Source organism: Streptomyces sp. NPDC030245 (assembly GCF_055572995.1).
Genome location: NZ_JBVICF010000015.1, coordinates 16139 through 39883 on the forward strand (window position 1 = coordinate 16139; position 23745 = coordinate 39883).

Below are 23745 nucleotides of genomic sequence, written 5' to 3' on the forward strand. Positions count from 1 at the left end.
TCGCGTACTGCCCTGCCCCGCCGCCGGGAGATCCGACGGCTCCGTCCGAAAGGAGACGGGCATGCAGTACGGCCCCGCGGTGCGCCGTCGTCAGCTCGGCGCCGCCCTGCGCGCCCTGCGCGCTCACGCGGGACTCACCAGCAGCGAGGCCGCGGCCAAGGTCGGCTGGCACCAGTCCAAGGTGAGCCGGATCGAAACGGGCCGCAGTGGCGTGAAAGCCGCCGACGTACGGCTGCTGATGGAGGCATATCAGGTCAAGGACCCGCAGCGCAGTGAGCTGCTCATCGCGTTCGCCGGCGCCGACGATCCCGGCGCGGGGCGCCATCACTGGTGGAAGGCCTATCGCGGTCTGCTGCCCGCCACCTACCGCGATTTCATCAGCCTGGAATCACAGGCCAGCTGGGTGCGCACGCTGGAGACGTCCGTGGTTCCCGGCCTGTTGCAGACCTCCGAGTACGCCCGCGCGGTGACCCGGGCCGCGCTCGGCGAGCTGCCGCAGGAGCAGGTCGACGCGCTGGTGGAGGTCCGGCTCGCCCGGCAGGACGTGCTGCGCGCGGATCCGCCGCTGCGGCTCAGCGTGGTCATGGACGAGGCGGTGCTGCGGCGGCCGGTGGGCGGGGCGCGGGTCTTCGCGGGGCAGTTGGTCCGGTTGAGGGAGGCGTCCCACATGCCTCACGTTCGACTTCAGGTGTTGCCGTTCGCCGCAGGCGAGCATGTGGGATTGATCGGCCCTTTCGTTATTTTTTCATTTCCGGACATTGCTGATCTGGATGTGGTTGTTCTCGACCATTTGACGAGTAGCCTCTACCTCGAACGGAAAGAAGACCTCCAGGCGTACACGGAGGCCTTCAACTCCCTTCAGGTACAGGCGCTCTCACCCGAGGACTCATCGGATTTCATCGCCGGGCTATGCGACGGCGCGTAAGGAGGCACTATGACCGCAATGCCTCGGTACGTACCTTCCAGCACGAGAATTCAAGGTGCGCGGTGGCAGCGCAGCAGCTACAGCAACGGAATGAACAACTGTGTCGAGACGGCCACCCTCGACTCGGAACCGCTGACCGGCCTGCGTGCCGTGCGTGATTCCAAGAACATCGCAGGGCCAGCCCTGCTCTTCTCCCCCGGCCCCTGGGAGTCGTTCCTCAACTGCCTCCACTGAGCGGCCCAGGCCCCTTGCGGGCCCGGCACGCCTCACCTGGGTGCACTGCGGCTGATCACCCGTACCGCACCGGCGATCTGTGCGTCGGTGAGATCGGCGCGGGCGGTCAGCCGCAGCCGTGAGATGCCGTCCGGCACCGACGGCGGCCGGAAACAGCCCACGGCGTACCCCTCCGCCCGGCAGTCGGCGGCCCACCGCACGGCCTGCTCCGGTGACGGCGCGCGGACGGAGACGACGGCGGCGTCGGGGCGTACCGCGGACAGGCCTTCGGCCGTGAGGCGGCGGTACAGCTCGGCCGCGACCTCGCGGGCCCGCGTCGCCCGGCCGGGCTCGCGGCGCAGCAGGCGCAGGGCCGCGAGGGCGGCGCCGGCCGCGGCGGGCGCGAGGCCCGTGTCGAAGATGAAGGTGCGGGCGGCGTTCACCAGGTGCTCGATGACCCTGGCGGGGCCCAGGACGGCGCCGCCCTGGCTGCCGAGGGACTTCGACAGGGTGAGGGTGACCACGGTGTCGCCCGCGCCCGCCAACCCCGCCGCGTACGGGGCGCCCCGGCCGCCGTCGCCGAGCACCCCGAGTCCATGGGCGTCGTCGACGATCAGCCCCGCGCCGAATTCCCGGCAGGCGGCGGCCAGTTCCGCGAGCGGCGCCATGTCGCCGTCGACCGAGAACACCGAGTCGGTCACCAGGACGGCGGGGCCGCTGTGCGCGTCCAGCGTTTTGCGGACGGCCTCGGGGTCGGCGTGCGGCACCACCTGCGTCGTCCCGCGCGCGAGCCGGCACCCGTCGATCAGGGACGCGTGGTTGCCCGCATCGGAGACGATCAGTGAGCCGTGGGGGGCGAGCGCGGTGACGGCGGCGAGGTTCGCCGCGTAGCCGGAGGAGAAGACGAGGGCCGCCTCGGCGCCGCAGAAGGCGGCGAGCTCACGCTCCAGTTCGGCGTGCAGCTCGGTGGTTCCCGTGACGAGCCGGGAGCCGGTGGCACCGCCGCCCCAGCGCCGGGCCGCGGCGGCCGCGCCCTCGGTGACCTCGGGGTGCCGGGTCAGGCCCAGGTAGTCGTTTCCCGCCAGGTCGATGAGGCCGTCCGGGCCGGCGGGGCGCGGGCGCAGGGTGCGGACAAGGCCGGCGTCCGCGCGCAGCCGCGCCTGCTCGTCGAGCCAGCCGAACGCGTCGCGCGGTGCGCGGCCGAGGGCGCCGTCCGGCGCTCTGTCCGGCGCGGTGGACGCGCCCGTCACGGGGTGCCTGTTTGTAGACATTGCACAGACCTTAGTCGTCGTGCCACCTGGCCAGGGTGTGGCAATACCCACACCTCAAACCGTTTCTGTTGTGCGAACTCTCCTTGGCCCGGCAGGCTGCCGTGCGTAAGGATCAGCGCCATGGACCTGCTGAACACGCTGGTGGACAAGGGGCTTCGGCGCGAACTGCCGACCCGTGAAGAGGCGCTGGCCGTCCTGGCCACCTCCGACGACGAACTCCTGGACGTAGTGGCCGCCGCCGGGAAGGTGCGGCGGCAGTGGTTCGGGCGACGGGTGAAACTCAACTATCTGGTCAACCTCAAGTCGGGCCTGTGTCCCGAGGACTGCTCGTACTGTTCGCAGCGCCTCGGCTCCAAGGCCGAGATCCTGAAGTACACCTGGCTGAAGCCCGACGAGGCCTCGCAGGCCGCGGCGGCCGGGGTCGCGGGCGGCGCCAAGCGGGTCTGTCTGGTGGCGAGCGGGCGCGGCCCGACGGACCGTGACGTCGACCGGGTCGCGCAGACCATCGCGGCCGTCAAGGAGCAGAACGAGGGCGTTGAGGTCTGTGCCTGCCTCGGTCTGCTCTCGGACGGCCAGGCGGAGCGGCTGCGGGGTGCGGGCGCCGACGCGTACAACCACAACCTCAACACCTCCGAGGCGACGTACGCGGACATCACCAAGACCCACACCTACGCCGACCGCGTGGACACCGTGCAGAAGGCGCACGCGGCGGGGCTCTCCGCCTGCTCGGGGCTGATCGCGGGCATGGGCGAGCGGGACGAGGACCTCGTCGACGTCGTCTTCTCGCTGCGCGAGCTCGACCCGGACTCGGTGCCGGTGAACTTCCTGATCCCCTTCGAGGGCACGCCGCTGGCCAAGGAGTGGAACCTCACGCCGCAGCGCTGTCTGCGCATCCTCGCGATGGTCCGGTTCGTCTGCCCGGACATCGAGGTGCGCATCGCGGGCGGCCGGGAGGTGCATCTGCGCTCGATGCAGCCGCTCGCCCTGAACATCGCCAACTCCATCTTCCTGGGCGACTACCTGACCAGCGAGGGCCAGGCCGGCAAGGCCGACCTGGAGATGATCGCGGACGCCGGGTTCGAGGTCGAGGGCACGGACCAGGTGACGCTGCCGCGGCACCGCGCCGAGGCGGCGGCCGCCGCGGCCGGTGGCTGTGGCTCGCACGACGGCGGCGGGTGCGGTCCGTGCGGGAGCTCCGAGCCGGCCGCCGCGCCCGCGGCACAGACCCCGGCCGCGGACGCGACCGGTTCCGGCGAGGCGCGCACGGACCTGGTGGCGGTACGCCGCCGGGGCGCGGGAACGGACCTGGCCCCCAATGCCTGACCTCTCCACGGCGGAGCTGCTCGCCCTCGACCGGCAGCACGTCTGGCACCCCTACGGGCCGATGCCGGGCCGCCAGGAACCCCTGGTCGTCGAGTCCGCGAGCGGCGTCCGGATGCGCATGGCGGGCGGCGGCGAGCTGATCGACGGCATGTCGTCCTGGTGGTCGGCGATCCACGGGTACAACCACCCCGTGCTCAACGACGCGGTCCGCGGCCAGCTGGACCGCATGAGCCACGTCATGTTCGGCGGGCTGACGCACGAGCCCGCCGTCGCGCTCGCCAAGCGCCTCGTCGACATCACACCCGACGGTCTGGAGCACGTCTTCCTCTCCGACTCGGGTTCCGTCGCGGTCGAGGTCGCGGTCAAGATGTGCCTCCAGCACTGGCGCTCGCTCGGCCGGCCCGAGAAGCGGCGGATGCTGACGTGGCGCGGCGGCTACCACGGCGACACCTGGCAGCCGATGGCCGTGTGCGACCCCAAGGGCGGTATGCACGAGCTGTGGCAGGGGGTGCTGCCGCAGCAGGTGTTCGCCGACGCGCCGCCCGGCGGGTTCGACGCGTACGAGGAGTCGTACGCCGAGCACCTCCATGAGCTCGTCGGGCGGCACGCCGACGAACTCGCCGCGGTGATCGTCGAGCCCGTGGTGCAGGGGGCCGGTGGGATGCGGTTCCACTCCCCCGGCTACCTGCGCGCTCTTCGGGAGGCGTGCGACGCCCATGACGTGCTCCTGGTGTTCGACGAGATCGCCACGGGCTTCGGCCGTACGGGCGCGCTGTTCGCGGCCGATCACGCGGGTGTCTCCCCCGATGTGATGTGCGTCGGCAAGGCGCTGACCGGCGGCTATCTGTCGATGGCCGCGACGCTCTGCACGGCGCGGGTCGCCGACGGCATCTCGCGGGGCGAGGTGCCGGTGCTGGCGCACGGGCCGACGTTCATGGGCAATCCGCTGGCGGCGGCGGTGGCCGGCGCCTCGATCGACCTGCTGCTCGGGCAGGACTGGCCGACCGAGGTCAAGCGCATCGAGTCGGGTCTGCGGGACGGCCTGGCCGAGGCCGCCGCGCTCCCCTCGGTGCGGGAGGTCCGCGTCCTCGGGGCGATCGGTGTCGTACAGCTGGACCATCCGGTGGACATGGCCGCGGCGACGCGTGCGGCGGTGCGCGAGGGCGTGTGGGTGCGGCCGTTCCGCGACCTGATCTACACGATGCCGCCGTTCGTCACGGGCGACGACGACGTGGCGCAGATCGCGCGCGCGGTGTGCGCGGCGGCGAAGGAGGGGTGACGTGACGGTGATCGTGGTGTCCGGTACAGGCACGGAGATCGGCAAGACGGTGACGACCGCCGCGGTGGCCGCGGTGGCCCTGGCGGCGGGGCGCAGCGTTGCCGTGCTCAAGCCGGCGCAGACCGGGGTGGAGCCCGGCGGTCCCGGCGACGCGCAGGAGGTGACGCGGCTCGCGGGGGACGGCGTCACCACGCTCGAACTCGCCCGCTATCCCGAGCCGTTGGCGCCCGACGTCGCGGCGCGGCGGGCCGGTCTCGCGCAGGTCCACCCGCGGGACGTGGCCGACGCGGCGGCGAAGCTCGCGACCGAGCACGACCTGGTGCTCGTCGAGGGGGCGGGCGGGCTGCTCGTGCGCCTCGACGACGAGGGCGGCACCCTCGCGGACGCGGCCCGGCTCCTGGGCGCGCCGGTGCTGATGGTCGTCACGGCGGGTCTCGGCACGCTCAACGCGACGGCGCTGACTGCGGAAGCGCTGCGGGCGCGCGGTGTGCGCCAGCTGGGTCCCCTGGTCGGCAGCTGGCCGTCCGACCCCGACCTGGCGTCCCGCTGCAACCTCGCGGACCTGCCGAAGGACGCGGGCACCCCGCTCCTCGGCGCGATCCCGGAGGGCGCCGGCTCGCTCGACGGCCCCGAATTCCGCGCTGTGGCGGGGAGTTGGCTGGGGCCGGAGCTGGGCGGCACATGGGACGGCGTGGCGTTCGCGGAGCGGGAGGCGCCGGGGGCATACGGATGCTGAGGTGGTGTCCCGGGTGAGGTGACGGCGGGGCGCGCGGCCCCGTCGGGGTCGGGCGCCCCTTCGTCGGGGCACCATGGCGGTATCCGCTCGCTCCCGCCGAGGAGGTCCCATGTCGCCGCACTCCGCCAAGTCCGTGTCCAGGGACGCCGTGCACCACCCCGTCTTCGCCCGTTTCTACGCTCGGCACAGCGTGGCCTCCGAGCCCGTCATCGGTGCTCACCGGCGGGAGCTGCTCGCCGGTCTCGCCGGGCGGGTCATCGAGGTCGGCGCGGGCAACGGGCTCAACTTCGCGCACTACCCGGGCACGGTCTCCGAGGTCGTGGCGATCGAACCGGAGCGCATTCTGCGGCGGCTCGCGGTCTCCGCGGCCCTGCGCGCGGACGTGCCGGTGGACGTCGTGCCGGGCGCCGCGGAGGCGCTGCCCGTCAAGAGCGAGGCGTTCGACGCGGCCGTCGTCTCGCTCGTGCTGTGCAGTGTGCGGGACGTGCGGCGGGCGCTCGGCGAGCTGCGGCGGGTGCTGCGGCCCGGCGGTGAGCTGCGGTTCTTCGAGCACGGCCGGGCGCCGGGGACGCTGATGTCACTCACCCAGCGCGTCCTGGACCGGACGGTGTGGCCGCCGCTGTTCGGCGGCTGTCACGTCGCGCGGGATCCGCTGGCGGCGCTGCGCGACGCCGGGTTCGAGGTCGGCGCGCACCGGCGGTTCCTGGTGCCGGCGAAGGGGCCGCGCCTGCCCACGTCGTACTGCGTGTTGGGGACAGCGGTCCGCCCCGACGCGACGTGAGGATCCACGGTGTCACGGGCTCACAGGCTCCACTGGCGCAGTTGGTCCGCTATGGCGTGCACGCTCGCGCCGTCCTCCTTCACCAGACGGGCCAGCTCGCGCACCTGCTCGGGGGAGGTGACGACTTTCAGGCCGCTGGAGACGAGGTAGGCGTAGGCGACGGAGGAGGCGAAGAGGGCGTTGGAGCGTTCGAGCGCGGGGATGTGGAGCAGGACCTGGAGGAGCGCCGCCGCGCGGTCGTGCGGGGTTTCGTAGACGGGCACGCCGAATATCTCCGCCTCGTGTCTGCTGACGGCGGCGACGAGCGCGCCCCAGTCGGTGACCTGCGGGTCTCCGGGCGTCTTGTGTTCAGCGACCATCAGGAGCCAGGCAAGGTCGATTCTGAGGTCCAACGGCTCAGCAGCGACCTTCACGCACCGGGCGGCTGCCCTCGCGCTCGACGCCGAACTCCTCGGCGAACACCGATTCGTACTGCTTCATGAAGTCGGCGGCGGCCTCGACGAAGGTGTGTCCCACTTCCCCGGCGTCCTGTTTGACGAGTTCCTCGATATAGCGGTTGACGCTCATGCCGCGGGCCAGGGCGCGCTCCCGCGCGGCCCGGGCGGTGTCCTCGTCCACCCGCACGTTCAGCTGTGTCTTCGCCATACCGTCAAGCTAGCGCCGAGGTGCTAGCACCACAAGACCGCCATGACCCTGCCCCCTACATGCGTTTGTGGGCCCGACCTCGGAGGGATACCGGAGACCCGGGCGGCCCCACTACTCTCGGCGGGGTCACGGGAGTTGGTACGGCCACAACCCAGGAGGCCGCCTTGTCCGCACCTGCTTCGACACCGTCCGCGGGTCGCCCGGAGCCCGCCGGTATCGCCGCCCGCGCCCGCGGTCTCACCAAGGCGTACGGGTCGGGCGAGACGACCGTGCTCGCCCTCGACTCGGTCGACGTGGACATCGCGCGTGAGCGCTTCACGGCCGTCATGGGCCCGTCGGGTTCGGGGAAGTCCACCCTGATGCACTGCCTCGCCGGCCTCGACAGCGTCTCGGCGGGCCAGGTGTGGCTCGGCGACACCGAGATCACGGGCCTCAAGGAGCGAGAGCTGACCCGGCTGCGGCGCGACCGCGTCGGCTTCATGTTCCAGTCCTTCAACCTCATACCGACGCTCAATGCCCTGGAGAACATGACGCTGCCGATGGACATCGCGGGGCAGCGGCCGGACCGCGACTGGCTGGAGCACGTGATCGACACGCTGGGGCTGCGGGACCGGCTCAAGCACCGTCCCGCGCAGCTGTCCGGCGGGCAGCAGCAGCGGGTGGCGTGCGCGCGGGCGCTGGCCGCCAAACCCGAGCTGATCTTCGCCGACGAGCCGACGGGCAACCTCGACTCGCGGGCCGGGCTCGAAGTCCTCGGCTTCCTGCGCGAGGCGGTGGACCAGCTCGGCCAGACCGTCGTGATGGTGACCCACGACCCCGGTGCGGCGGCCCACTCCGACCTGGTGCTCTTCCTCGGCGACGGGCGGATCGTGGACGACATGGAGCGGCCGACCGCGGAGGCGGTGCTCGAACGCATGAAACGGTTCGACGCCCTGCACGCGGTGGCCCCCGGCATGCCCGCGGCGGGACCAAACACGTCCGTGTCCGTCGACAAACCGTCCGACCAGAGCTGAGCCGGGGGCCGCGGTGCTGAAGGCGACACTCAGAAGCTTCCTGGCGCACAAGGGGCGGCTCGCGCTCTCCGCGCTGGCCGTCATCCTCTCGGTGGCGTTCGTGGCGGGCAGTCTGATCTTCTCGGACACGGTCGCGCGCACCTTCGACCGCCTCTTCGCCTCCACCTCGGCCGATGTGACGGTCGCGCCGAAGGAGGACCTGGACGAGGCCGTGCCGTCGGGGCAGACGCCGACGGTGCCCGCGGACCTGAAGGAGCGGGTGGCCGGGGTCGACGGGGTGAAGGACACGCACATCGACGTGTCCGTCGAGAACATCACCGTCGTCGACCGCGACAACGAATCCGTGGGCCCGACGACCGGCGCGCCCACCGTCGCCACCAACTGGTACCCCACCGACCGCAGTCCCGTGGAGCTCACCTCGGGCCGTGCGCCGCGCGGCGCCGGTCAGGCGATGATCGACGCGGACACGGCCGACAAGAAGGACGTGGAGATCGGTGACACCCTCACCGTCCTGGCCCGGCCCGGCTCGTTCAAGGTGAAGGTCGTCGGCATCGCCACGTTCACCACCACGAACCCGGGCGCCGCTCTCGTCTTCCTCGACACGGCGACCGCCCAGCGCGAGCTCCTCGGCTCCGAGAAGGTGGCGACGAGCATCGCCGTGACGGCCGCGGACGGCGTCGGCGACACGACGCTGAAGCGCCGGATCGCCGCCGAGCTGGGCTCCCGCTACGAACTGGAGACCGCCGACGAGCAGGCCGAGTCGGCGGCGGCCGAGCTCGGCGGGTTCCTCGACGTCATCAAGTACGTGATGCTCGGCTTCGCCGGGGTCGCCGTGCTCGTGGGCGTCTTCCTGATCGTCAACACCTTCTCGATGCTCGTCGCGCAGCGCACCCGCGAACTGGGCCTGCTGCGCGCCCTCGGCGCCGACCGCAGGCAGGTGCGCCGGTCCGTGCTCTTCGAGGCGCTGCTGCTCGGTCTGGCCGGCTCGACGCTGGGGCTCGCCGCGGGCATAGGGCTGGCCCTCGGCCTGATTGAGCTGATGGGCCTGCTGGGGATGAACCTGAAGTCCACGGAGATGGTCTTCGGGTGGGCGACGCCCGTCGTCTCGTACGTCGTCGGGGTCGGCGTCACGTTCGTCGCGGCGTACCTCCCGGCCCGGCGGGCGGCGCAGGTGTCGCCGATGGCGGCGCTCGCCGACGCGGAGATCGCCGGCGTGGGGCGGCCGTTGAAGGTGCGGGCGGCCGTCGGCGCCGTCGTCGGGGCGGCCGGTGCCGCCGCGCTGGTCGGTTGCGCGACCGCGGAGCAGACCTCGTCCGCGGCGTCGCTGCTGGGGCTCGGCATCGTCCTGACCCTGGTCGCCACGGTCGTCGCGGGGCCTCTCCTGGTGCGCCCGGTGATCCGGGTCCTCGGCGGCGCGTTCCCCGCGGTCTTCGGCTCGGTCGGCCGGATGAGCCAGCGCAACGCGCTGCGCAACCCGCGGCGCACGGGCGCCACGGCGGCCGCGCTGATGGTGGGGCTCGCACTGGTCGGCGGCCTCTCGGTGGCCAGCGCGTCGATGACCAAGTCGTTCGACCGGCAGATCGACAAGACGCTCGGCGCGGACTTCGTCGTGCAGAACAGCAACTTCATGCCGTTCTCGCCGGAGATCACCGGGAAGGTCGAGGAGACCGAGGGCGCCGGTCTGGTCGTACGCCAGCGCTTCACGCCCATCGAACTGGCGCTGCCCGACGGCGAGAACGTCGAGTCGACCGCCGCCGGCTACGACCCGCGGCTCGACGACGTCGCCAAGGTCACGTACGCGCAGGGCAGTTCGCGGGAGGCGCTGGCGGCCGGGCGGATCGGCATGGACAAGGACTTCGCCGAGGAGCACGAGGTGCGGCTCGGGGATGCGCTGCCCGCGACGTTCCCCGGCGGGCGCGAGACGAAGCTGACGGTCGGCGCGCTCACCGACCAGGACTCGGCCGAGGGCTTCGGCATCGAGGGCGGGCTCTTCCTCGGATTCGGCACGGTCGAGAAGTACGTGCCGGGCGGCCAGGACTCCGCGCTGTACGTCAACGCGGCGTCGGGCACGGACGCGGACACCCTGCGCGAGCGCCTGGAGAAGACCCTCGATCCGTATCCGCAGGTACAGGTGCGCGACCAGGCCGACTACAAGGAGCTGATCCGGCAGCAGATCGCCGTGATGCTCTATCTCGTCTACGCCCTCCTCGGCCTGGCGATCGTCATCGCGGTCCTCGGCGTGGTCAACACCCTGGCCCTGTCGGTCGTGGAGCGCACCAGGGAGATCGGTCTGCTGCGCGCCATCGGCCTCGGGCGGCGTCAGCTGCGGCGCATGATCCGCCTGGAGTCGGTGGTGATCGCGGTCTTCGGAGCGCTGCTCGGCCTCGCACTCGGCCTGGTGTGGGGCGTCGCCGTGCAGCAGGTCCTCGCGCTCCAGGGCATGAAGGAGCTGGCGTTCCCCTGGACGACGATCGTCGCGGTGGTGATCGGCTCGGTGGTCGTGGGGCTCGCGGCGGCGCTGCTGCCCGCGCTGCGGGCATCGCGCATGAACGTGCTGGCGGCCATCGCGCACGAGTGACGCGCTCCCCGGCGTCCGCATCCTGGAATTTCCGCGCGCCGGGGAACGGGCCGGTGGTGGGATGCCGACATGAACGATTTCCATGCACACGGCAAGGAAATGCGCGTACGGACCGCGACGACCGGGGATCTCGACGCGGTGCTCGCCTTCTGGAAGACGGCCGCCGAGGGCACGAGCATCAGCGACGACCGCTCCGGGGTGGAGCGGCTCGTCGCCCGGGACCCCGAGGCGCTGATCCTCGCGGAGCGTGGCGCCGAGCTCGCGGGCACGGTCATCGCGGGCTTCGACGGCTGGCGCTGCCATCTGTACCGCCTCGCCGTGCACCCGGACCACCGCCGCCGCGGCGTGGGCTCGGCGCTGCTCGCGGCCGCGGAGGAGCGGTTCGTGCGGCTCGGCGGGCGGCGGGGCGACGCGATGGTCCTGGACGGCAACGCTCTGGCCCACCACGCCTGGCGCGCGGCGGGCTACGCTGCCGAGCCGCAGTGGAGCCGCTGGGTGAAGCCGCTCTCTCCCGGGTACGAGGAGTAGGCCCCACCGGGGTCCGGTCGGCTTTGCCGATCCTTTAACCTGTACGTACCACTCGTATCCGACTGAAAGGTGTGAGCGTCCGCCCATGGGCGAGCCTCCCAGTACCCGACATCGCGCACTCCTCCGACTCCTGTCCGATCATGGGACGGAGGTGACCCGATGACCGAAGTGCTCCTGCTCCTCGTGGCGGTGCTGCTCAGCCTGGCGTGCGGCGTCTTCGTCGCGGCGGAGTTCTCCCTCACGACGGTCGAGCGCAGCGAGCTCGAGCGGGCCGTCGAACGCGGCGAGCGCGGCGCGTCCGGCGCCCTCAAAGCCGTCAAGAACCTCACCTTCCAGCTCTCGGGCGCCCAGCTCGGCATCACCGTCACCAACCTGGTGGTCGGCATGCTCTCCGAGCCGTCCATCGCCAAGCTGATCGCGGGCCCGCTGCGCGACCTCGGCGTCCCCCGGTCGGCGGCCTCCTCCATCGCCCTGGTCATCGGCACGGCCCTCTCGACCGTCTTCCTGATGGTCGTCGGCGAGCTGGTCCCGAAGAACTGGGCGATCTCCTCGCCGCTCGCGGTCGCCAAGCGGGTGGCCACGCCCCAGCGGCTGTTCAGCGCCGCCTTCCGGCCGCTCATCGCGCATCTGAACAACACCGCCAACCGTTCCGTACGCCGTTTCGGCATGGAGCCCACCGAGGAGCTCGCCTCCGCGCGCGGCCCCAAGGAGCTGGTGGCCCTGGCCCGCCACTCCGCCAGGGAGGGCGCCCTGGAGGCGGACACCGCCGAGCTGTTCGTGCGCACGCTGAACCTCGCCGACCTCACCGCGGAGAACGTGATGACGCCCCGCGTCCAGGTCATGGCCCTCGATGTGCACGCCACCTGCGAGGACGTCGCCAACGCGACACGCGCCACCGGCCTCTCCCGCTTCCCCGTCTACCGCGGGAACCTGGACACGGTCGTCGGCGTCGCCCACATCAAGGACGTGCTCGCCATACCGGCCGAGCGCAGGCAGCGCGTCCCCGTCTCCGAACTGCTGCGCGAGCCGCTCCTCGTCCCGGAGACGCTCACCGTCGACCGGCTCCTCGACCGGCTCTCGGGCAAGCGCACGATGGCCGTCGTCATCGACGAGTACGGCGGGACCGCCGGCGTGGCCACCCTGGAGGACATCGTCGAGGAGGTCGTCGGCGAGGTGCGGGACGAGCACGACCCGCACGAGACGTCCGACATCGTCCTGGAGGGCACCGACGACGACGGCAGGACGCTGTACTCCGCCGACGGCGCCGCCCGCACCGACCAGCTCGCGCGGGTCGGCCTGCGCGTGCCCGACGGGCCGTACGAGACGCTCGCCGGCCTCGTCGCCACGCGGCTCGGCCGCATCCCCGCCGTCGGCGACGACGTCGAGGTGGGCGGCTGGCGGCTGGACGTCGTCGACGCCACGGGGCGGCGCGCCGCCCGCGTACTGATGCACGCGCCACCGCTGCCCGGCGACGCCGACGCCCACGACGCCCGCACCCGCGCCGACCACGAGGAGGACGCCCGATGACCGCCGTCCAGCTGCTGATCGGCCTGGCGACGCTCGTCGTCAACGCCTTCTTCGTGGGCGCCGAGTTCGCGCTCATCTCCGTGCGCCGCAGCCAGATCGAGCCGCACGCGGAGGACGGGAACAAGCGCGCCAAGAGCGTCATGTGGGGTCTTCAGCACGTGTCGGCGCTGCTCGCCGCGGCGCAGCTCGGCATCACGCTGTGCACCCTCGTCCTCGGCATCGTCGCGGAACCGGCCATCGCGCATCTGCTGGAGCCGGCGTTCGACGCGGTGGGCGTGCCGCACGGCCTGGTCCACCCGATCTCGTTCGTGATCGCGCTGGCCGTGGCGACCTACCTGCACATGCTGCTCGGCGAGATGATCCCGAAGAACATCGCGCTCGCCGAGCCCGTGCGCTCGGCGCTGCTCCTCGGGCCGCCGCTGGTGGCGCTCGCGCGGGCGCTGCGCCCGGTGATCTTCGCGATCAACGCGTTCGCCAACGGCCTGCTGAAGCTGCTGCACGTCGAGGCCAAGGACGAGGTGTCGGCGAGCTTCTCCGACGACGACCTCGCCCGCATGGTCAAGGACTCCGGGGACGCGGGTCTGATCGACAACCGTGCGCAGGAACGGCTGCACGACGCGCTCGAACTGGGCCGCCGCCCGGTCAGGGACGTGGTCCTGCCGCTGGAGGACGTGGTCTACGCGCGCGTGGGCGTCACCCCGGAACAGCTGGAGCAGCTCTCGGCCGAGTCCGGGTTCTCCCGCTTCCCCGTGGTCGACGACGGCCGCCGCATCGTCGGCTATCTGCACGTCAAGGACGCCCTGGACCGGGCGCCGCGCGATCTGCCGTTCCGGGTGCCGGACATGCGCAAGATCGCCCAGGTGCGTGAGACCACGCCGCTGGACGACGTCCTGACCGCCATGCGCGGCAGCCGTACGCACGTGGCGGCGGTGCTCGGCTCGGACGGCAGGCTCGCAGGGATGGTCACGATGGAGGACGTGTTGCAGGAGCTCTTCGGCCAGCCCGTGTGAGCGACTGTCACGCCTTGCGGCGGAGGGGGCGTCCGCCCTCCGCCGCACCGCTCAACGGGCCGGTTCGCCCGCGCCCGCCGACGGCGTCGGCTGCTCGGTGATGCCGGGGCCCGCCGCCCCGGCCTCCGCCGCCCCGATCGCCGTCAGGACCGCGAGGAGCGCGGCGAGGCCCGCCGTCGCGAACGCCGCGCCCCACGCGACGTCGAGCAGGCTGGTCGCCCCGGCGACCAGCACGGCGGCCAGCGCCTGCGCGAACGTGCGGATCGCGCGTTCCGCGGTGGCCTTCCAGAAGGCTCCGGTCCACATGGCTGGCTCGCTCTCTCGTGACGACGGCTCGCCTATGGCATACCGCTGTGCCGCCGCACTGCCCAGGGGCCGGGTGGTCCGGGAAGCGGAGGGTGTGATGCCTGTGGGAGATGTCTGCGATGCCTGTGGGAGATGTCTGTGGAAGCCCCGACGCGCCCGGGCGGGATACCATCGCTTTCGCCATGCAGATGAATGCCAACTACACCAGTCTCGTCGCGGTGGGCGACTCCTTCACCGAGGGCATGTCGGACCTGCTGCCCGACGGCAGCTACCGCGGCTGGGCCGACCTGCTGGCCGGCCGGATGGCGGCGCACACCCCCGGCTTCCGGTACGCGAACCTCGCGGTGCGGGGCAAGCTCATCGGCCAGATCGTCGACGAGCAGGTCGGCGTCGCGGCCGCGATGCAGGCCGACGTGGTCACCCTGGTGGGCGGGCTCAACGACACCCTTCGCCCCAAGTGCGACATGCGCCGCGTCCGCGATCTGCTCGAAGAGGCGGTGGAACGCCTCGCGCCCGCCTGCAAGCAGCTCGTCCTGATGCGCAGCCCGGGCCGCAACGGACCGGTGATGGAGCGGTTCCGCCCCCGCATGGAGGAGCTCTTCGCGCACGTCGACGACCTGGCCGCCCGGCACGGGGCGGTGGTCGTGGACCTGTACGGCGCCGCCGCCCTCGGCGACCAGCGCATGTGGGACGTGGACCGGCTGCACCTGACGGCGGAGGGGCACCGCAGGGTCGCCGAGGCCGTGTGGCAGGCGCTCGGCTACGACCCCGAGGACGACTGGCAGGCCCCGCTGCCCGCCGCCGTGCCGCCGGGCTGGGCGGTGCGCCGCATCGCCGACGCCCGGTTCGCCAGGCAGCACCTCGGGCCGTGGATAGGGCGCCGCCTCACCGGCCGCTCGTCCGGCGACGGCCGCGCGCCCAAGCGCCCCGACCTGCTCCCCTACGACGGCCCGCTGCCCTAGCGCCTGCGCTCTCGTAGCTTCCGACGAACGGGGGCGTGGCGCTGGCCTGCATGAATGCCCAGTAGAATCCATGCACGTGACTGCTGCGCCTGCAAAGCCCCGTATCCCGAACGTCCTCGCCGGACGTTATGCCTCCGCCGAGCTCGCGACCCTCTGGTCGCCCGAGCAGAAGGTGAAGCTGGAGCGCCAGCTCTGGCTCGCCGTGCTGCGCGCGCAGAAGGACCTCGGGATCGAGGTGCCGGACGCCGCCATCGCCGACTACGAGCGCGTGCTCGACCAGGTCGACCTGGCCTCGATCGCCGAGCGCGAGAAGGTCACGCGCCACGACGTGAAGGCCCGCATCGAGGAGTTCAACGCCCTCGCCGGGCACGAGCACGTCCACAAGGGCATGACCTCGCGCGACCTCACCGAGAACGTGGAGCAGTTGCAGATCCGGCTCTCCCTGGAGCTGATCCGCTCCCGCACCGTCGCGGTCCTCGCCCGCCTCGGCAAGCTCGCCGGTGAGTACGCCGAGCTGGTCATGGCGGGTCGCTCCCACAACGTCGCCGCGCAGGCGACGACGCTCGGCAAGCGCTTCGCGACCGGCGCCGACGAGCTCCTCGTGGCGTACCGCCGCCTGGACGAGCTGGTCGACCGCTACCCGCTGCGCGGCATCAAGGGCCCGGTGGGCACCGCCCAGGACATGCTCGACCTGCTCGGCGGCGACGCCGGGAAGCTCGCCGACCTGGAGCGGCGCATCGCCTCGCACCTGGGTTTCGAGTCGGCCTTCACCTCCGTCGGCCAGGTCTATCCGCGCTCCCTCGACTACGACGTCGTGACGGCGCTCGTCCAGGTCGCCGCCGCGCCGTCCTCCATCGCCAAGACGATCCGCCTGATGGCGGGCCACGAGCTGGTGACCGAGGGCTTCAAGCCGGGTCAGGTCGGCTCGTCCGCGATGCCGCACAAGATGAACACCCGCTCCTGCGAGCGCGTCAACGGCCTCACCGTCATCCTGCGCGGCTACGCCTCGATGACCGGTGAGCTGGCGGGCGACCAGTGGAACGAGGGCGACGTCTCCTGCTCCGTCGTACGCCGGGTCGCCCTGCCCGACGCGTTCTTCGCGCTCGACGGTCTGCTGGAGACCTTCCTCACCGTGCTCGACGAGTTCGGCGCCTTCCCGGCGGTTGTGGCGCGCGAGCTGGACCGCTACCTGCCCTTCCTCGCCACCACCAAGGTACTGATGGCCTCGGTGCGCGCGGGCGTCGGCCGCGAGGAGGCCCACGAGGCCATCAAGGAGAACGCCGTCGCCTCCGCGCTCGCGATGCGTGAGCAGGGCGCCGAGCGCAACGAACTGCTCGACAAGCTCGCCGCGGATGCCCGGATCCCGCTGGACCGCGCCCAGTTGGACGAGCTCATGGCCGACAAGCTGTCCTTCACCGGCGCCGCGAGCGACCAGGTCGCCACGGTCGTCGCACGGATCGAGGAGCTGCTGAAGAAGCACCCCGAGGCCGCGGCGTACACGCCCGGCGCGATTCTGTAGCTCTCGCCCCTTCTCAGCGGCCCGTCCACCGGTTCGGTGGACGGGCCGTGCCGTCGCCGCCCGCCCCGCTTCAAGCGGCCCGGGTCCCGGTGGCCGCGTACCCGGCCTCGGCGCGCACGCGGTCGCAGCTGCGGCTGATCAGGCGCGAGACGTGCATCTGGGAGATGCCGAGCTTCTCCGCTATCCGGCTCTGCGTCATGTCCTCGAAGAAGCGCAGGTACAGGATGGTCCGCTCGCGCTCCGGAAGCTTCCGCAGCCCCTGCTTGGCCGCCTCCCGGTCGGTGATGATGTCGTACGCGGCGTCCGGCGCCCCGAGCGTGTCGGCGAGGCTGAACCCGTCGGGGTCGGCGGAGGAGATCTCGGCGTCCAGCGACAGCGCGCTGTAGCCCTCCATCGCCTGCATGCCGTCACGCACCTCGTCCTCGGTCAGACCCGCGTGCGCGGCGATGTCGGCGATGCCCGGCTCGGGGCCGCTGCCCGGCTGGTCGATGAGTTCGCGGCGGGTGGCACGAACCTTGTTGCGCAGGTCCTGGACGCGGCGCGGCACCCGCACGTCCCACATGCGGTCGCGGAAGTGCCTGCGCAGTTCGCCGGTGATGGTGGGCACGGCGTAGCTCTCGAAGGCGCCGCGGCCCGGCTCGTACCGGTTGACGGCCTTGACCAGGCCCATCGCGGCGACCTGCCGCAGGTCTTCCAGGTTCTCGCCCTTGTTGCGGTAACGGGCGGCCAGCCGGTGTGCCATGGGCAGCCATGCCTCGACGATCTGCTCGCACAGGACTTCCCGCTCGGGGCCGTCATCGAGGGTCGCGAGCCGGGCGAAATCCGCGGTGGTGTCCGGTGCGTCGTTGTGGGGGTGCCGGCCCGCCGCACGACGACGGGCGGAGTATGCAGTGAGGTCCGTAGGCATCAGAATCGCTCCTCAACGGTGCCGCCAATATGTGACCGCGAGAAACGGGGCGCCCCAGTGACAGGCATCCACCGGGAGTGAACACACCGCTCCCGCGAACGCGCCTCCGGTCCGAAGCACGACGTTCGCCTGCCCGGCGTCTTGGGGGTCAAACAGCCGTGTGAGCAAGGAGATCGGGGTGATTACCCGTGAAGGGGTGGGGCATACGGGACGCGGGGTGCGCAGCGCCGGAACGGCCGTCGGGCGCCCGCGACGCCGACCGGCCGCATTGGGGTGCGGCCGGTCGGTCTCCGACACGGGCCCCAGGCGCCGACCACACAAGCCCTAGGTGCCGGCGAGGACTTCACTGTCCAGGCGGCTCAGCATGTCGGCGGGGTGCGCGTACACGGCCGAGGCGCCGGCCTCCTCCAGGTCGCTCCGGGGAATGCCGCCCGAGAGCAGCGCGACGCTGCGTACGCCGGCCCGGGACGCCGCCCGCATGTCCCACACCGTGTCGCCCACGAACAGCGCGTTTTCCGGGGCGCATTCGGCGATCTCCAGGGCGTGGTGGACGGGGTCGGGGGCCGGTTTGCCCGAGGACACGTCGTCCGCGCTCGCGATGCCGACGATGACGTCGTCGGCGTCGATGGCCCGGCGGAGCGCTGCGAGCTCCGAGCCGCCCGCCGAGGTCGCGAGGACGATGCGCCGGCCGCGGTCGTGCAGCGCGTGCAGCAGGTCGCTCGCGCCCTCCAGCGCGGGCAGCCGGTCGAAGTACGTGCCGTACAGGGTGCTGTGCGCGGCACTGATCTCCTCGTCCTGGCCGGTGTCGCGGTCCTCACCGAGCAGATGGGCGATGAGGTCGGTCGAGCCGAGGCCGACCGCCCGGTGGATGTCGTGCATCGCGACCCGGTGTCCCGCTTGGCGGAACGCCTCCCACCAGGTGGTCACATGCAGGTGGTTGGTGTCGGTCAGCGTTCCGTCGACGTCGAACAGCGCCGCACGTCTCATCGCTGCGTTACTTTCTCTCGCTTCTCTCGCTCGGTCACGTTGCTGATGACGAAGCCGCTGCGGGGCTTGGTCGGCACACGGTTCAGGGGGATGCGCAGGTCCTGCTCGGGGACGTCGTGGTCGAGCCGCGCGAGGCGCGGGAGCAGGGTGCTGAGCACCACGAGGGTGACGTCCTCGCCCGGGCAGCGGTGGCCCTGGGCGGCCTCCCCGCCGCCTTGCGGGACCAGTTCGTCGCGTCCGGGTTCGCGGCCGGTGAAGCGCTCGGGGTCGAACGTGTAGGGCGCGTCCCACAGTTCGGGGTCGTGGTTCTGCCCGTAGAGGTCGAGGAGGACCATGGTGCCCTCGGCGATGGGCTCGCCGTGCCATTCGACGTCGGCGGGGGCGAGGCCGGCGACGAACGGCGCGAACGGGTAGAAGCGCCGCACCTCGTGGGCGAACGCCCGCGCGTAGCCCTCGTCCTGCGCGGCCAGCCGCTCCCGGAGCGCCGGGTGCCGGTGCAGGGCGTGTGCCCCGAACACCGTGAACCAGGTCACGGCGACGGTCGGCCGGAGGATGTTGAGGAGCTCGACGGCGGCCGTGTGCGGGGTGAGCAGTTCACCGTCGGCGTCCCGGTGGAACGCCACGGCGGCCACCACGGAGGGCGGTCCCTCGGGCCCCTTCGACGCCTCCGCGGTCTCCTTCGACGCCTCCGCGCCCGCCGACCGTACGTCCTCGATCAGCCCGGCCAGCCGCGCCTCCTGGCGCCGTCGGGCGAGGCGGGCCTTCCAGTGCCTCGGCCCCGCCGTGGCGAAGCCGTCGACCATCGCCACCAGGTCCCGCGCGGTCCGCCGCGACTCGTCGTCGGGGTGCTCCGGGAGGGGGACGCCCGCCCATGCGCACACGGCACGCGTGATCAGCACGCTCACTTCGTCGAACAATGTCACATGGGGGTGGTCGGCCCACTCCTTGCAGGACCGGTCCCACTCGTCGGCGACATGCCTCGCCAGTCCGCTGAGACCCGCGGCGTCCTTGAGGACCGACACGAAGAGGTCCTTGCGCTGCCGGTGCTCCGCCCCGTCGAGGGTGTGCACGGCGCCCTTGCCGAAGAGCGTGGCGAGGATGGGTTCGGGCAGGGCCGTGCGACGGCGTACGTGGTCCTCGTCGTAGAAGAATCCGACGGCCGCGGGGCCGCGCAGCGCGATGGCCGGCTTGCCCAGCAAGCGGGTACGGACGGCGCCCGGTCCGCGTCGGCGGGTCAGGTCGGGGAGCCACGCGTAGCCCTGGGTGAGCAGCGGCAGCGTGTTGTCCAGCATGGAGCCTCCTGGGTGGAACCTGTCGATCACTGCTCACGGGTTCCCCGGTGACGCGTTCGCGAATCAGGGCGAAAGGGGGCCAGATGCGCGAAGTCGACACGCCCGGGCGCGGGGGAAGCGGGTACTTCACCCCGTTTCGGCCGTGATGCGGAAGGGCACCCGGCGTACGGCCAAGATCGTGAAAGGAGGCCTCCCCATGCGGGATCAGCAGACCACTCCGGGTGCCGACGCTTCCCGGGAATCGCAGGGAGCGACCGAACCGACCCCCGAGTTCCCCGCGCACAAGCAGGACCCGCCGGGCCTGGAAGCCGAGATGACACCGGCGCCCCGCTACATGGCCCCGCGGTACAAGGCGGCGGGGAAGCTGACCGGGAAGGCCGCGCTGATCACCGGTGGCGACTCCGGCATCGGCCGGGCCGTCGCCGTCCTGTACGCCCGCGAGGGCGCCGACGTCGCCATCGTGCACCTGCCACAGGAGCACCGCGACGCGGAGGAGACCCGGCGCGCCGTGGAGGCCGAGGGGCGGGCCTGTCTGCTCCTGCCGGGAGACCTGCGCGAGGCGGAGTTCTGCCGCGACGCGGTGGCCCGCACCGTGGCCGAGTTCGGCGGGCTCAACATCCTCGTGAACAACGCGGCGTACCTGAACAGCAAGCTGGAGCTGGAGCAGCTGACCGCCGACGACTGGGACCGCACGTTCAAGACCAACGTCTACGCGTGCTTCCACCTGGTCATGGCCGCCCTGCCGCACCTCGGCCAGGGCGACGCGATCATCGCGACGGCGACCGAGGAGGCACTCAAGGGCAGCAACACGATGATCGACTACGCGGCTTCGAAGGCCGCGCTGATCACCTTCATCAAGTCGATCGCCTCGCACCTGGCCCGCCGGGGCGTCCGCGCCAACGTCGTCGCGCCCGGCCCCACCTGGACCGTCCTGAACAACTCCGACCCGCACATGCCCAAGGAAGGGCTCGTCCACCTGGGCGACGAGACCCCGCTGGGCCGCCCCGCCCAGCCGGAGGAGCTCGCGCCGGCGTACGTGTACTTCGCGTCCGAGGCCGACTCCAGCTTCACCGTGGGTGAGGTGCTCGCCGTCACCGGCGGGGAGACCGACACCCGCTGAGATCCTCTCCCCCGTCGCTCAGGCGGGCCGCCACCTGTTCGGCCGGTCCCATGCGGTTCTGGGCCCGGTACAGCGCCAGCGCCTGCTGCCAGGCCTCGCGGGCGAGGTCGGGACTGCCCATGGCGTGGTGGGTCTCGGCGAGGTTGGCGAGGGTGTCCGCCTCGTTCGTGGTGTCCTCGTATTCGCGGAAGAGGGCCAGAGCGCGCCGGTAGTACGCGAGGGCCTGCTCGTGCCGGCCCGTGTGGTGGGCGATGTAGCCGAGGCTGTCGAGCGTGGAGGAGGCGTCGATGGGGCGGGCGTGCTCCTCGTAGAGCCGCAGCGCCTGCTCGCAGTGGGTGCGCGCCTGCGGGTATTCGCCGAGCTGCGCGTACATCCAGCCGACGGCGTTGAGCTGGTTGGCCTGCCAGACGGGGTTGTCGAGACGCTGGTAGAGGGTGAGGGCGCGCCGCGCGTGGTCCAGTGCGCGGGCGTCGTCGCCGTGCTGCTCCCAGACCCTGCCGAGGGTGCGGCAGATGTGTGCCTGCCCGGCGACGTCGTCGGCGCCCTCGGCCAGGGTGAGGGCCAGTCCCAGGTGCTCCAGGGCCCCGGCGTAGTCGCCGGTCAGGGAGAGGGCGTGGCCGTAGCGCCAATGCGTCAGGGTTCTGGCGGCCGGGTTGTCCCCGTGGTGTTCGGCCGCGGTCAGGGCGGACCGCCAGAAGGCTATGTACTCCGTGAGGCGGTAGCCGGCCAGGTGGTAGGTGATCAGGCACCAGGCCAGTCGCCACACCGCGGTGTCGCGGCCGGTGGCCAGAGCGAGGGCCTGGACGGCGAGGAGGCACGCGTGTTCCTCGTTGAACCACCGGAGCGCTGACGTGGTGTCCGTCGGGTGCAGCGGCTCGCATCCGGGTGCCGGCGGCTCGAGCCGGAAGTCGAACAGCGTGTGCGGGCCGTCGAGGAACCGGTTGGTCGCGTAGGCGGAGTGGAGGTAGAAGTCGACGAGCCGCGTCAGCGCGGCTTCCCGGTCCTGGGCGGGTCGCTCGCCGGCGAGTTCGGCGGCGTACAGGCGCACCAGGTCGTGCATCCGGTAGCGGCCCGGGCGCTCCTGCCGCACCAGGTGGGCGGAGTCGAGCTCCATCAGCAGGGTCCGCGTCCTGGCCCGGGGCAGCGCGGCGAGGCTCACCGCGGCGGCCAGGCCGATGTCGGGGCCGGGGGCCAGGCCGAGCAGGACGAACAGGTCGCCGGCCGCCGGGGAGAGGGCACGGTGGGACGCGGCGAAGGCCGCCCGGAGGCTGGCCGTGAGGTCGCCGATGTCCAGCGCGTCGAGACGGTCGGTGGACCGGCTCAGCTCGGCGGCGAGGACGGTCAGCGGGAAGTCCGGGTGGGTGGCGGCGCGGGCGGCCACGACCCCGAGGGCCAGCGGCAGTCCCGCGCAGTGGTCGATCAGCGCGGCCACGGAGTCCGGTTCGGCCGCCACCCGGGCCGCGCCGAGGTGGCTGACCAGCAGGTGGCGCGCCTCGTCCCGGCCGAGGACGTCGAGCGGCACCAGCTGGGCGCCGTGCGTCGCCGCCAGCGCGGTCAGCCGGTTGCGGCTGGTGATCAGCACGGTGCACGACGGGCTGCCGGGCAGCAGCGGGCGGACCTGGTCGGCGTCGCGGGCGTCGTCCATGAGGATCAGCATGCGCCGCCCGGCCACGAGGCTCCGGTACCGGGCGGCCTGCGCCTCCGGGTCCGCCGGAATGCTGTCCGGGTCGGCTTGCAGCGCGTCGAGCCACGCGCGTACCGCGAGGGTGGTGGACATCGGCTGTTCGGCCGGGTCGAACCCGCGCAGGTTCACATACAGCTGGCCGTCCGGGAACCGGTGCGCGTTCTCGTGCGCCCAGCGCAGGGCCAGCCAGGTCTTGCCCAGGCCGCCGATGCCGCCGATCGCCGAGATCACCACGGTCCCGCCAGGACCCTCGCCCTCCGCGGCGTCCAGGGCCTGCGAGAGCTGGTCCAGTTCCTTGCCGCGGCCGGTGAACACGCCGGGCGGCGCGGGCAGTTGGCGGGGCACGGGCAGCGGGGCGGCGGCCGCGGGCGGAGCGTTCGGATCCAGCGACGCGTCGGCCGTGAGGATGCGCTGGTGCAGGTCCCGCAGGGCCGCCCCGGGGTCCACGCCGAGCTCCTCCGCGAGCCGCTCCCGGGTGGTGCGGTAGTGGCCCAGGGCATCGGCCGCCCGCCCGGCTCCGTGCAGAGCGAGCATCAGCTGACCGGCCAGCCGTTCGTCCAGGGGGTGTTCCTGCGCCCGCGCGGTCAGCTCGGCCAGCAGCTCCCCGTGCCGGCCGCGGCTCAGCGCGAGGTCGTTGCGGTCCAGCTCGGCCGCGAACCTTTCGCGTACGAGGCTCTCGCGCAGCCCGCCGAACCAGGGCGTGTCCAGGGTGGCGAACGGCTCGCCCCGCCACAGGCCGAGGGCTTCCTCGTAGAGGGCCAGGGCGCGTTCGTCGTCCTCGGCCGCCCTGGCCCGCGTCACCAGACTCCGGAAGCGGTGCACGTCCACCGTCGAGGCGTCGACGGTGAGGCGGTAGCCACCGGGCTCTTTCACGATCCGCGGGCCGGTGTCCTCGGCGTCCAGGCCGAGCAGGGCCTGCCGCAGGCGGGACAGGTAGCTGTAGAGGGTGGTGCGGAAACGTCGCGGAAGCCGGTCCGCCCAGACGCGGTCGGCCAGTTGGTCCACCGAGACGGTGCGGTTGGCCTCGACCAGCAGCACCGCGAGCACGGAACGCTGCCGCAGGTGACCGACGTCGATCTGCCGACCGTCCACCTGGACCTCGACATCACCGAGCACCGTGAACCGCGCCGCCACTGCCC

The 23745-nt window shown here is 72.3% G+C and carries 22 protein-coding genes; 14 read left to right on the plus strand and 8 right to left on the minus strand.

Going from position 1 to position 23745, the window contains the following annotated elements:
• The first annotated feature begins 61 nt into the window (after positions 1 to 61).
• Complete coding sequence (locus tag ACZ4Z4_RS33015; RefSeq protein WP_468335646.1) at positions 62 to 925, plus strand: helix-turn-helix domain-containing protein; 864 nt, start codon at positions 62 to 64, stop codon at positions 923 to 925.
• A 9-nt stretch (positions 926 to 934) separates the two neighbouring features.
• Positions 935 to 1159, plus strand: coding sequence for a DUF397 domain-containing protein (locus ACZ4Z4_RS33020; RefSeq protein ID WP_468335649.1), 225 nt, complete (start codon positions 935 to 937; stop codon positions 1157 to 1159).
• A gap of 32 nt (positions 1160 to 1191) precedes the next feature.
• Here ACZ4Z4_RS33020 and ACZ4Z4_RS33025 read toward each other — a convergent pair whose 3' ends face one another.
• Positions 1192 to 2409, minus strand: coding sequence for an 8-amino-7-oxononanoate synthase (locus ACZ4Z4_RS33025; RefSeq protein ID WP_468335652.1), 1218 nt, complete (start codon positions 2407 to 2409; stop codon positions 1192 to 1194).
• 120 nt (positions 2410 to 2529) lie between these two features.
• Here ACZ4Z4_RS33025 and bioB point away from each other — a divergent pair, with 120 nt between their 5' ends.
• The 4 genes from bioB (at position 2530) to ACZ4Z4_RS33045 (ending at position 6528) form a co-directional block, all read left to right on the plus strand.
• The gene (gene bioB, locus ACZ4Z4_RS33030) at positions 2530 to 3732 is read left to right on the plus strand and encodes a biotin synthase BioB (RefSeq protein WP_468335655.1); all 1203 of its coding nucleotides are present in this window, start codon (positions 2530 to 2532) and stop codon (positions 3730 to 3732) included.
• Positions 3725 to 5011: an adenosylmethionine--8-amino-7-oxononanoate transaminase gene (locus tag ACZ4Z4_RS33035; RefSeq protein ID WP_468335658.1), complete on the plus strand. Its 1287-nt coding sequence runs from the start codon at positions 3725 to 3727 to the stop codon at positions 5009 to 5011. Before bioB ends, ACZ4Z4_RS33035 begins: the two co-directional genes overlap by 8 nt.
• Before the next feature lies 1 nt (position 5012).
• A complete protein-coding gene (bioD, locus tag ACZ4Z4_RS33040; protein ID WP_468335661.1) occupies positions 5013 to 5747 on the plus strand; it encodes a dethiobiotin synthase in 735 nt (244 codons plus the stop codon).
• Between the two features lie 109 nt (positions 5748 to 5856).
• On the plus strand, positions 5857 to 6528 hold the full coding sequence (locus ACZ4Z4_RS33045; protein WP_468335664.1) for a class I SAM-dependent methyltransferase: 672 nt from the start codon (positions 5857 to 5859) through the stop codon (positions 6526 to 6528).
• A 20-nt stretch (positions 6529 to 6548) separates the two neighbouring features.
• Here the strand turns inward: ACZ4Z4_RS33045 and ACZ4Z4_RS33050 are convergent, their stop codons facing one another.
• Positions 6549 to 6920: a fic family toxin-antitoxin system, toxin component gene (locus ACZ4Z4_RS33050; RefSeq protein WP_398306719.1), complete on the minus strand. Its 372-nt coding sequence runs from the start codon at positions 6918 to 6920 to the stop codon at positions 6549 to 6551.
• Between the two features lie 4 nt (positions 6921 to 6924).
• Positions 6925 to 7173, minus strand: a complete 249-nt coding sequence (locus ACZ4Z4_RS33055; RefSeq protein WP_365366884.1) for an antitoxin — start codon at positions 7171 to 7173, stop codon at positions 6925 to 6927.
• Positions 7174 to 7337: 164 nt separating this feature from the next.
• Here ACZ4Z4_RS33055 and ACZ4Z4_RS33060 point away from each other — a divergent pair, with 164 nt between their 5' ends.
• The 5 genes from ACZ4Z4_RS33060 (at position 7338) to ACZ4Z4_RS33080 (ending at position 13829) form a co-directional block, all read left to right on the plus strand.
• A complete protein-coding gene (locus tag ACZ4Z4_RS33060) occupies positions 7338 to 8186 on the plus strand; it encodes an ABC transporter ATP-binding protein (RefSeq protein ID WP_468335668.1) in 849 nt (282 codons plus the stop codon).
• A 13-nt stretch (positions 8187 to 8199) separates the two neighbouring features.
• Complete coding sequence (locus ACZ4Z4_RS33065) at positions 8200 to 10764, plus strand: ABC transporter permease (RefSeq protein ID WP_468335671.1); 2565 nt, start codon at positions 8200 to 8202, stop codon at positions 10762 to 10764.
• A gap of 69 nt (positions 10765 to 10833) precedes the next feature.
• The gene (locus tag ACZ4Z4_RS33070) at positions 10834 to 11292 is read left to right on the plus strand and encodes a GNAT family N-acetyltransferase (RefSeq protein ID WP_468335674.1); all 459 of its coding nucleotides are present in this window, start codon (positions 10834 to 10836) and stop codon (positions 11290 to 11292) included.
• A 159-nt stretch (positions 11293 to 11451) separates the two neighbouring features.
• Positions 11452 to 12819, plus strand: a complete 1368-nt coding sequence (locus ACZ4Z4_RS33075) for a hemolysin family protein (RefSeq protein WP_468335677.1) — start codon at positions 11452 to 11454, stop codon at positions 12817 to 12819.
• Complete coding sequence (locus tag ACZ4Z4_RS33080; protein ID WP_468335680.1) at positions 12816 to 13829, plus strand: hemolysin family protein; 1014 nt, start codon at positions 12816 to 12818, stop codon at positions 13827 to 13829. Before ACZ4Z4_RS33075 ends, ACZ4Z4_RS33080 begins: the two co-directional genes overlap by 4 nt.
• A gap of 51 nt (positions 13830 to 13880) precedes the next feature.
• Here ACZ4Z4_RS33080 and ACZ4Z4_RS33085 read toward each other — a convergent pair whose 3' ends face one another.
• Entirely contained in the window at positions 13881 to 14135 is a 255-nt protein-coding gene (locus ACZ4Z4_RS33085) for a holin (protein WP_468335683.1), read from the minus strand.
• A gap of 182 nt (positions 14136 to 14317) precedes the next feature.
• Between ACZ4Z4_RS33085 and ACZ4Z4_RS33090 the strand changes: the two genes are divergently transcribed.
• Both ACZ4Z4_RS33090 and purB read left to right on the plus strand, forming a co-directional pair.
• Positions 14318 to 15097: an SGNH/GDSL hydrolase family protein gene (locus ACZ4Z4_RS33090; RefSeq protein ID WP_468335686.1), complete on the plus strand. Its 780-nt coding sequence runs from the start codon at positions 14318 to 14320 to the stop codon at positions 15095 to 15097.
• 76 nt (positions 15098 to 15173) lie between these two features.
• Entirely contained in the window at positions 15174 to 16616 is a 1443-nt protein-coding gene (gene purB, locus ACZ4Z4_RS33095) for an adenylosuccinate lyase (RefSeq protein ID WP_468335689.1), read from the plus strand.
• A 70-nt stretch (positions 16617 to 16686) separates the two neighbouring features.
• Here purB and ACZ4Z4_RS33100 read toward each other — a convergent pair whose 3' ends face one another.
• From ACZ4Z4_RS33100 to ACZ4Z4_RS33110, 3 genes are all read right to left on the minus strand, one after another.
• Complete coding sequence (locus tag ACZ4Z4_RS33100; RefSeq protein WP_468335692.1) at positions 16687 to 17523, minus strand: SigB/SigF/SigG family RNA polymerase sigma factor; 837 nt, start codon at positions 17521 to 17523, stop codon at positions 16687 to 16689.
• A gap of 324 nt (positions 17524 to 17847) precedes the next feature.
• On the minus strand, positions 17848 to 18510 hold the full coding sequence (locus ACZ4Z4_RS33105; RefSeq protein WP_468335695.1) for an HAD family hydrolase: 663 nt from the start codon (positions 18508 to 18510) through the stop codon (positions 17848 to 17850).
• Complete coding sequence (locus ACZ4Z4_RS33110; protein WP_468335698.1) at positions 18507 to 19802, minus strand: cytochrome P450; 1296 nt, start codon at positions 19800 to 19802, stop codon at positions 18507 to 18509. Before ACZ4Z4_RS33110 ends, ACZ4Z4_RS33105 begins: the two co-directional genes overlap by 4 nt.
• A gap of 196 nt (positions 19803 to 19998) precedes the next feature.
• On the opposite strand from ACZ4Z4_RS33110, the gene ACZ4Z4_RS33115 reads away from it, so the two are divergent.
• Positions 19999 to 20922 (plus strand): SDR family oxidoreductase, encoded by a 924-nt coding sequence (locus tag ACZ4Z4_RS33115; protein ID WP_468335701.1) that lies wholly within the window; start codon positions 19999 to 20001, stop codon positions 20920 to 20922.
• Here ACZ4Z4_RS33115 and ACZ4Z4_RS33120 read toward each other — a convergent pair.
• Positions 20894 to 23740, minus strand: coding sequence for an AfsR/SARP family transcriptional regulator (locus ACZ4Z4_RS33120; RefSeq protein ID WP_468335704.1), 2847 nt, complete (start codon positions 23738 to 23740; stop codon positions 20894 to 20896). The genes ACZ4Z4_RS33115 and ACZ4Z4_RS33120 overlap by 29 nt on opposite strands.
• Positions 23741 to 23745 lie beyond the last annotated feature (5 nt).

What these genes read in the sequence shown, in the direction of transcription:
- ACZ4Z4_RS33055 (WP_365366884.1), bottom strand. Translation starts at nt 7,173, where the DNA reads ATGGCGAAGACACAGCTGAACGTGCGGGTGGACGAGGACACCGCCCGG.
- ACZ4Z4_RS33115 (WP_468335701.1), top strand. Translation starts at nt 19,999, where the DNA reads ATGCGGGATCAGCAGACCACTCCGGGTGCCGACGCTTCCCGGGAATCG.
- bioB (WP_468335655.1), top strand. Translation starts at nt 2,530, where the DNA reads ATGGACCTGCTGAACACGCTGGTGGACAAGGGGCTTCGGCGCGAACTG.
- ACZ4Z4_RS33080 (WP_468335680.1), top strand. Translation starts at nt 12,816, where the DNA reads ATGACCGCCGTCCAGCTGCTGATCGGCCTGGCGACGCTCGTCGTCAAC.
- ACZ4Z4_RS33100 (WP_468335692.1), bottom strand. Translation starts at nt 17,523, where the DNA reads ATGCCTACGGACCTCACTGCATACTCCGCCCGTCGTCGTGCGGCGGGC.
- ACZ4Z4_RS33090 (WP_468335686.1), top strand. Translation starts at nt 14,318, where the DNA reads ATGCAGATGAATGCCAACTACACCAGTCTCGTCGCGGTGGGCGACTCC.
- ACZ4Z4_RS33070 (WP_468335674.1), top strand. Translation starts at nt 10,834, where the DNA reads ATGAACGATTTCCATGCACACGGCAAGGAAATGCGCGTACGGACCGCG.
- ACZ4Z4_RS33110 (WP_468335698.1), bottom strand. Translation starts at nt 19,802, where the DNA reads ATGCTGGACAACACGCTGCCGCTGCTCACCCAGGGCTACGCGTGGCTC.
- ACZ4Z4_RS33075 (WP_468335677.1), top strand. Translation starts at nt 11,452, where the DNA reads ATGACCGAAGTGCTCCTGCTCCTCGTGGCGGTGCTGCTCAGCCTGGCG.
- ACZ4Z4_RS33045 (WP_468335664.1), top strand. Translation starts at nt 5,857, where the DNA reads ATGTCGCCGCACTCCGCCAAGTCCGTGTCCAGGGACGCCGTGCACCAC.
- ACZ4Z4_RS33085 (WP_468335683.1), bottom strand. Translation starts at nt 14,135, where the DNA reads ATGTGGACCGGAGCCTTCTGGAAGGCCACCGCGGAACGCGCGATCCGC.
- ACZ4Z4_RS33015 (WP_468335646.1), top strand. Translation starts at nt 62, where the DNA reads ATGCAGTACGGCCCCGCGGTGCGCCGTCGTCAGCTCGGCGCCGCCCTG.
- ACZ4Z4_RS33020 (WP_468335649.1), top strand. Translation starts at nt 935, where the DNA reads ATGACCGCAATGCCTCGGTACGTACCTTCCAGCACGAGAATTCAAGGT.
- ACZ4Z4_RS33025 (WP_468335652.1), bottom strand. Translation starts at nt 2,409, where the DNA reads ATGTCTACAAACAGGCACCCCGTGACGGGCGCGTCCACCGCGCCGGAC.
- ACZ4Z4_RS33035 (WP_468335658.1), top strand. Translation starts at nt 3,725, where the DNA reads ATGCCTGACCTCTCCACGGCGGAGCTGCTCGCCCTCGACCGGCAGCAC.
- ACZ4Z4_RS33105 (WP_468335695.1), bottom strand. Translation starts at nt 18,510, where the DNA reads ATGAGACGTGCGGCGCTGTTCGACGTCGACGGAACGCTGACCGACACC.